Genomic DNA, 4,221 nt, shown 5'->3' with positions numbered 1-4,221 from the left:
TATGTCGCAAACGGACGATAATGTGCAGCAACTAACACCCAGCGAGGTGACTTAGCAAGTAATTAAAATGTAAAGCGATTGTCATTAGAATATCCTTGTTGTTAGGATTCTTTACGTATAAACTTTACCTACTATTAAGGAGTGGTAAAGTTGAAAGAAGTAACTGTAAACCAACTAGTATTTAAGAAAAGTTTATCAATAATTGAACAAATGAAATTGAAAGATTTCATGTTTAAGTGGCTCGATAGGCCAGAAGAAGGAATAGATGATATTCTTCCACTTGAATACACACAATCTGTCTTTGCAAAGATGGAGACACCTTCGGATACAAACTTTATGACCGAAGGTGATGAAACTTTAAGGTATGTCACATTGACTGAAGATAATCAGATTGTCATTGGGGTTTTAGATGCCAATGACGAGTTGAAATTTAGAATATTATATCTAGAAGATTATTAATTACCTTTTCTAAGAATTAACGGCATTAATAGTAATTGTGTATAAAGAGTTATATTAATAAATGTGTGGGGACTGAGAAATTCAGTCCTCTTTTTATTTCATGATGATCACAGTTTTCCCCGAACCGATCGGGATTATTTTTGATACTTTTTAACTATGTCTATTTACCCATTCAAAAAACAAGGTTATCATTTTATTAAAAAGAGATACTTTTGGAGAGTGAATAGGAGATGGGTAAATGAAATTGGATGAGCTTGTAAATAAAATAAATCAATGTGTTAATGAATTTGATTATGTTTCAGCAAGAAAATACATTGAGGAAAATATTGGTGTTCTAGAAGGTAGAAAGCAATTACTGAAAGGTAATGCAAGAGAGATTCTAAATTTCCTAATAGAACAATTAAACTCCGGCGTTGAACCCTTATCCAGAAAGGAACTCACCGTTATTAATGCAATTAATGCATATGCCTATAAATTTGATTTAAGAGGAATAAAGGTAATGCTTAAAGAAAATGCAAAGTTATTCTTGAGAGAAGACATCATTGTTTATTTAAATAGCGATGCCAAAATTATACTAACTGGAATGAAGGTAATAAATAATTAATTGGTAAGAGTCCTGTTAAAGGGCTTTTTTATATTGTCATCAAGAATTTAGATGCCTCGAACCGATCGGGGCTATTTTGTTTAGGATGGTGAATAAATGACAATCGAATTAGGGGTCTTAATATCAGTTCTTTCAGTATCTATAGCATTCTTAGGCTACTCACTTAATAAATCAAAGGCCATTAGATCGGATGGGCAAGAGAGTGCAGAATTAAAAGCCGAGTTAGGTTATATCAGAAAAGGTGTGGATGATATAAGAATCGATTTTAAGGCAAATGAAAAGCAAATGCAACAATTGGGAGAACGTGTTACGAGGGTAGAAGAGTCTAATAAATCGCTTCATAAGCGAGTAGACAATATGGAAAAGGAGATTGATAAATAATGTTTGAATTTGCGATTATTATTACTGTTGTATTGGCATTGACTGAACTTATTAAAAGATTGGGCTTTTTGCCGGAAAAATATTTACCTGCTGTTTCCGTTTTACTTGGATTAATAGCGGGTATTTTTTATGTAGATGTAGTGACACTTCAGGACAAAATTATGTTTGGATTAATGATTGGTTTATCAGCTTCTGGTTTGTTTGATCAATCAAAAATTGTTACAAAAAAATAAGGAGGTGAATTTACATGGTTAAAATATTTATTGATCCAGGGCACGGCGGTACGGACCCGGGAGCAGTAGGGAACGGACTTCTAGAGAAAGATATGACACTGCAAATTTCTAGATATATTCGAGATTTGCTAATAGGATACGAAAACACCCAAGTAAAACTCAGTCGTGAAGGAGACCAAACTTTATCGCTCAAACAACGTACTGATATGGCGAATGAATGGTTAGCCGATTTTCTATTGTCTGTCCACATTAACGCAGGGGGCGGTACCGGCTATGAGGATTTTAGACATTCATCACAATCAACTAGTTCAGTTTCTGGGATTATACAGGCAGCTATCCACTCTGCTGTAATGAAGGAGATTAAAGATTATAGTGTAGTTGACCGTAAAGCAAAGGCTGAAAACTTCCACATGTTAAGAGAGTCCAATATGCCATCTGTATTGTCTGAGACTTTATTTATAGATAGAGCAGCAGATGCAGCATTACTCAAAGATGATGACTTTTTGAAAGCAATAGCACAAGGTCATGTAAATGGATTAGTACAAGCATTAAACCTAAAGTCAAAAGCTCAATCAGTCCTAATGTGGGGGAAGACAGAGTTTAAGAAAGGGCAGATTGGTAGAATAACTATTCTAAAACCAATCAATTTGTGGACAGAAGATGCAGGCGGTAAATTGAAAATGGTCAGCATCCTACAACCAGACGAGCAATATCGTGTGTATGGTTATCGTGAGGATTACGGAGGCCAATATGATGTTGGTGCAAACCACTGGATCACAAAGATGGACGGATACATTAAATATGAAACACCTTCTAAGGCATTATTAGCGAGAGCTGCAGAACTATTTAGATAAGGAAAAGCCCTTACTCAATGTGTAGGGGCTTCTTTAAATGTATATATTGCTTTGCCGGTTGCTACTATAAGTTCAAGTGCTGACATAGTTGTAATGTTCTCTGCAAAATCGTCTGCTTGCTGCTTTGTGAAAAATTGGAATGATTGGAGATGCTGGGTTATTTTTAGATTTTCTTCATTTTCAGGGTCAGTTTCAGCGGCGTAAAAATGTAACAAAGTATCCTCTTCACCTATTATTACAATTGCTTTATCTGTATAAGGGCTAGTGATGACATCAACAATTTCGTGTTCTTCTAACATGCGACTCATAAAACAATCCCTCCTTTACCCATATATTAGGCAAATAGGAGGGAAGTCCTTGTGACGTATTTGTGAATATGCCGTTTATGAGAAATACTTTGTTTTTAATTGGATGTTGCTATTTCATTTTGATACTTTATTTTATTTTCGGTTCCATGGCTTCTTAGAAGGTTGGAATCATTATCAATAGTTGTTTCATCGAATGGGATTTTTTGGTGGAGCATGTACCTGTAATTGTAATCATTTTCCCTTTTATAAACACATCGATATTTCGCGGATATTTTATGTTCTTTGTTATAAATTTTGAGAATCCCTAAGCTGTTTGTATTATCAAGTTTGTCATAAATTGCTTTTTCAAGATCGGTTGTTAAAGTATACATATAATTATCTCCAACTTCATCCGGAGAAGTTAATTCATTGGTTAATCTACCGTATATTAAGGCAACACTTTTTTGATCAGAATCATATAACTTAAGTGTAAACCTAAGATTATAAACCTTAATGGGGAGATTAAATACTAGTTCGTACTTTTCTGCATTTCCAGCGGGATTTTTAAAAAAATCAAGGGAAGGGGAGTTAATATAAAAAAATTCTTTAAGATCACCCTTCTTCTCAATCAAATGGTCAATGTCACATATAGTTATTGTTGAAGGCAGATAACCATTATCTAAAGGATCCTTATTTAGTCGCACCAATTTTATTGCTATAGCTAAAAGTAATAATGCTATTACAAGAATGGCAAAAAATGAATAAACACCGAATACTAATAAAGAGCCTATAGTTAAATCAATTTGAAATGAAAATCTAAATTGTGTATAAAAACTAACAACTGAACCCCAAACTAAAATAATTACAAATGAAATAATTATGAAACTTCTGTATAAAAGTTTCAAAATTTTATCCTCAGCTAAACTATTTTTATAATTTATTAATGTATTTCTTAATTCATCGGTTGTAAGAGAGTATGGCTTTAAGATCCTTTTATAATCTTTAGAAGCTATTATTAACTTATTTTCATAAGTAAATGCTAAAAATAAAGTAGAAATACCTACTAAACTCATTATTCCACCAAATAGCCAGCTGAGCAATTCAATGATATCTTTATAATTATCATAGTTATTCTTGATGTCACTAATTTGGATATTCATTTTTGCAAGTATAAAAAATGGAATAATAATTAAAATTATTGACTTCCACCTAATACATTGTTTCAGAAATCTCTGTAAGAACATTGATAACAACTTCTTCCTTTGTGAAGTCTGGAAAGGAAATTACTGATTGTTTGTCTATATAAAAAATTATTTCAAAATTGTCTGGTTTGAATGTGTAGCTTTCTATATTATCACTCTTTAAATAACTTGTTAATTCTACAACTTCTAAAGAATTAACAG

At 32.8% G+C, this 4,221-nt stretch carries 7 protein-coding genes and 1 pseudogene; 5 read left to right on the top strand and 3 right to left on the bottom strand.

Going from position 1 to position 4,221, the window contains the following annotated elements; genetic code table 11:
• The first annotated feature begins 150 nt into the window (after nucleotides 1-150).
• The 5 genes from V7164_RS19230 to V7164_RS19210 all read left to right on the top strand — a co-directional run bounded on the left by V7164_RS19230 (nucleotide 151) and on the right by V7164_RS19210 (nucleotide 2,531).
• Nucleotides 151-459 (top strand): hypothetical protein, encoded by a 309-nt coding sequence (locus V7164_RS19230; protein ID WP_335354939.1) that lies wholly within the window; start codon nucleotides 151-153, stop codon nucleotides 457-459.
• 238 nt (nucleotides 460-697) lie between these two features.
• Nucleotides 698-1,063, top strand: coding sequence for a hypothetical protein (locus tag V7164_RS19225; RefSeq protein WP_335354938.1), 366 nt, complete (start codon nucleotides 698-700; stop codon nucleotides 1,061-1,063).
• A gap of 96 nt (nucleotides 1,064-1,159) precedes the next feature.
• Nucleotides 1,160-1,444, top strand: coding sequence for a hypothetical protein (locus V7164_RS19220; protein ID WP_335354937.1), 285 nt, complete (start codon nucleotides 1,160-1,162; stop codon nucleotides 1,442-1,444).
• Nucleotides 1,444-1,677 carry a holin gene (locus V7164_RS19215; RefSeq protein ID WP_335354936.1) on the top strand — a complete coding sequence of 78 codons (234 nt, stop codon included), beginning with the start codon at nucleotides 1,444-1,446 and terminating at the stop codon, nucleotides 1,675-1,677. Before V7164_RS19220 ends, V7164_RS19215 begins: the two co-directional genes overlap by 1 nt.
• Nucleotides 1,678-1,691: 14 nt before the next feature.
• On the top strand, nucleotides 1,692-2,531 hold the full coding sequence (locus V7164_RS19210; protein ID WP_335354935.1) for an N-acetylmuramoyl-L-alanine amidase family protein: 840 nt from the start codon (nucleotides 1,692-1,694) through the stop codon (nucleotides 2,529-2,531).
• 14 nt (nucleotides 2,532-2,545) lie between these two features.
• On the opposite strand, the gene V7164_RS19205 is transcribed toward V7164_RS19210, so the two are convergent.
• The 3 genes and pseudogenes from V7164_RS19205 to V7164_RS19195 all read right to left on the bottom strand — a co-directional run.
• The gene (locus V7164_RS19205) at nucleotides 2,546-2,839 is read right to left on the bottom strand and encodes a hypothetical protein (RefSeq protein ID WP_335354934.1); all 294 of its coding nucleotides are present in this window, start codon (nucleotides 2,837-2,839) and stop codon (nucleotides 2,546-2,548) included.
• A gap of 95 nt (nucleotides 2,840-2,934) precedes the next feature.
• The gene (locus tag V7164_RS19200) at nucleotides 2,935-3,891 is read right to left on the bottom strand and encodes a hypothetical protein (RefSeq protein ID WP_335354933.1); all 957 of its coding nucleotides are present in this window, start codon (nucleotides 3,889-3,891) and stop codon (nucleotides 2,935-2,937) included.
• Between the two features lie 136 nt (nucleotides 3,892-4,027).
• Nucleotides 4,028-4,221, bottom strand: a pseudogene (locus V7164_RS19195) (hypothetical protein); the annotation flags it as partial.

Source organism: Bacillus sp. JJ1474 (assembly GCF_036965225.1).
Taxonomy (GTDB): Bacteria; Bacillota; Bacilli; order Bacillales; family Cytobacillaceae; genus Cytobacillus.
This window is presented reverse-complemented; position numbering and strand designations above follow the sequence as displayed.

Excerpts from the sequence above, each read along its gene's own strand:
- V7164_RS19200 (WP_335354933.1), bottom strand. The coding sequence starts at position 3,891 with ATGAGTTTAGTAGGTATTTCTACTTTATTTTTAGCATTTACTTATGAA.
- V7164_RS19220 (WP_335354937.1), top strand. The coding sequence starts at position 1,160 with ATGACAATCGAATTAGGGGTCTTAATATCAGTTCTTTCAGTATCTATA.
- V7164_RS19215 (WP_335354936.1), top strand. The coding sequence starts at position 1,444 with ATGTTTGAATTTGCGATTATTATTACTGTTGTATTGGCATTGACTGAA.
- V7164_RS19225 (WP_335354938.1), top strand. The coding sequence starts at position 698 with ATGAAATTGGATGAGCTTGTAAATAAAATAAATCAATGTGTTAATGAA.
- V7164_RS19205 (WP_335354934.1), bottom strand. The coding sequence starts at position 2,839 with ATGAGTCGCATGTTAGAAGAACACGAAATTGTTGATGTCATCACTAGC.
- V7164_RS19210 (WP_335354935.1), top strand. The coding sequence starts at position 1,692 with ATGGTTAAAATATTTATTGATCCAGGGCACGGCGGTACGGACCCGGGA.